This window comes from Chamaesiphon sp. VAR_69_metabat_338 (assembly GCF_031423935.1).
Taxonomy (GTDB): domain Bacteria; phylum Cyanobacteriota; class Cyanobacteriia; order Cyanobacteriales; family Chamaesiphonaceae; genus Chamaesiphon.
Genome location: NZ_JANPGM010000152.1, coordinates 1 through 2,878, shown reverse-complemented (window position 1 = coordinate 2,878; position 2,878 = coordinate 1). Strand labels below are relative to the sequence as shown.

General features: G+C 49.2%; 1 protein-coding gene. It reads left to right on the top strand.

The features are described from left to right. Positions 1-2,671, top strand: a 2,671-nt coding sequence (locus RMO84_RS04570; protein WP_310487298.1) for a PAS domain-containing protein, incomplete at its 5' end; no start/stop codon positions are given. Between the last annotated feature and the right edge of the window lie 207 nt (positions 2,672-2,878).

The window sequence follows — 2,878 nt, the reverse complement described above, 5'->3', positions numbered from 1 at the left end:
CAGCAGCTATCCACCAAGTAAATCGCCTAATGGGTCTAGTCCGTTGCCAGTTCGACAGCCGATCCTGGCGGCATCCGAAGAGTTGGACTTACAAAAAAAGGTCGATCGCTTGATTGCCGATCGATACACGCCGGTGGGGGTGGTAGTTGACGATAAAATGCAAGTATTACAACTCCGAGGGGAGATCGATCGATATCTTAAACTAGTAGCGGGAGTTGCTAATCTCAACTTATTTAACCTGGTCAGATCGGGCTTATTAGTCGAACTCCGCGCGGCGGTCGATCGAGCGCGACAAACCAATTTACCAGTAACTAAAAATGGTCTACACCTACAAGACAGCGACCGATCTAGTAGCTTCAATCTGCAGGTAATTCCGTTTAAGCTGCCGGCTGCGCAATCGAGCCGCTTCTTGGTGTTATTTGAGGACGCGCCACTCCCTGCCATTAGCCGCTCTGAGCCGATCGTCTCAATGCCGGCCGGAGATATCGAACGGGAAAATATCAGACTCCAGCAAGAATTGACTACGGCAGTTGAGGGTCTGACGGCGACTCAAGCATCTTTACGAGCAGTGGTGCAAGAGCAGGAATACAGTAATCAAGATCTCAAAGTTGCCAATGAAGAAATCTTGTCTAGCAACGAGGAGTTGCAGAGTACGAATGAGGAACTAGAAACTGCTAAAGAAGAAATTCAGTCAACTAATGAAGAACTCAGTACTACCAACGACGAACTGCGCCGCCGCAATTCAGAATTAGCTCTAGTTAACAACGATTTAACTAATTTGCTCTCTAGTATTAACATCCCCATTTTGATGTTAACTAATGACTTACGGATTCGGCGATTTACACCGATGGCTCAACAGTTATTTAACTTTATTGCTACCGATACCGGACGACCCCTGGGTGATATCAGAAGCAATCTAAATATTCCGGATCTAGATTCGTTAATTTTAGAAGTATTGGCGACCCTCAAGGTCAAAGAATTGGAGGTGCAAACTCACGCCGGATATTGGTACGTGCTTCGGATTCGTCCCTATTTAACTACCGAGAATCAGATCGATGGCGTGGTATTGATTTTACTCGACATTGATGACCTCAAGCGCAGTGCTGCCACCATCGTCGCAGCTCGAAATTATGCCGAAGCCATCGTCGAAACCGTGCAAGTACCCTTACTCGTACTAGAAGCCGACTTCCAGGTGAATACTGCCAATCGAGCCTTCTGCGAAACGTTTCAGGTGTCTCAAACTGAAACCACAAGATCGACAGTGTTTGGGCTGGGTAACGGACAGTGGCAGATCCCGGGATTGCGATCGCTGCTGGAGGATATTTGTACTAATGATACCGTCATCTACAACTATGAAGTCGAGCATCACTTCGATCGCATCGGTAAGAAAACGATGCTGCTCAATGCTCTGAAGATTATTGCCGTTGGCGATACACCTCGAATTCTGTTGTCGATCGAAGATATTACCGAGCGCAAGCAGTTTGAAACCGAACGCACGCAGCTCCTCGCGCAGGAGCAATTAGCCCGTCAATCAGCGGAGACTGCCAACCGGGCTAAAGATGATTTCTTATCCAACCTCTCGCACGAACTGCGGAACCCCTTAACGGCAATCGTGGGCTGGGCACAACTGCTGCGCATCCATAAACTCAGCAGAGCCAAGATCGATCGGGGTTTGGAAGTCATCTATCGTAGTGCCAGGGCGCAGTCGCAATTAATTGAGGATATGCTCGATCTCTCCCGTATTGCCACGGGTAAATTGAAACTCAACCTGCAACAACTTGATTTAGTCCCAATTATCAATGGATCGATCGAATCCCTCCAACTTACTGCCGATGATAAATCGATTCAACTGCTGTCGGTGCTCAACCCAGCGACGGTCGTGGGCGATGTTGACAGGTTAGCACAAGTGTGCTGCAATCTGCTGACGAATGCGATTAAATTTACACCCACTGGCGGACGCGTGGAGATCTCCTTAACCACAACGGATACTCATGCCCAGATGCGAGTTAGCGACACTGGGCAAGGCATCTGGTCAGAATTATTGCCCTACGTCTTCGACAGATTTCGTCAAGGCAATTCTAGTACCAGTAAATCTGTGCAGGGGTTGGGATTGGGATTATCGATCGTCCGACATATCGTGGAACTTCACGGCGGGACGGTGCGTGCCGAAAGCGCGGGTGAAGGCAAAGGAACCACCATGATTATCCAGTTACCACTCGATCTGACCCCATTACTACCCATCGCCGAGCAATCTGTCACGACGCCCGAGGCTGTCTCGCTAGTTGGCTTACGCATTCTCGTCGTTGATGATGAGCTAGATATCCTCGATTCGATCGAATACATCCTCGAAAACGCGGGCGCAACAGTGACAATCGCGACCTCAACTACTGAGGCAATGGCGGCATTGATCGCAGCGAAGGGCAAATATGACCTACTCTTAGCCGATATCGGCATGCCAGAAACAGATGGATATGCCTTGATCCATCAAGTCAGAGCATTGGCGACCGATCTGGGGGGCCAAATTCCCGCAGTGGCATTTACGGCCTATGCCGGTGACAGAGAACGACAATTGGCGATCGATGCTGGGTTTCAAGTACATCTGGCCAAACCTGCCGATCCCACTCAATTGATTCAGATGATTGCCAAGCTAACGGGGCAAGTAAATAAGTAGGGGCGAGGGCGAGAATTGCTGGTGAAGGTTTAGTCGATAAAAATTAGATCGGATTCATAAACTCTTCTTTTGCAATCGAAATCCCTTGTGCCCTCACCCCGCCCTCGCCTCTGGCTCTGGCTCCCCTCCCCCAAGCTTGGGGGCTACCGTGTATACACATCTTTGGTGAGAAGCGAAATTGGTGTAAATCCCCCTAAATCCCCCTTA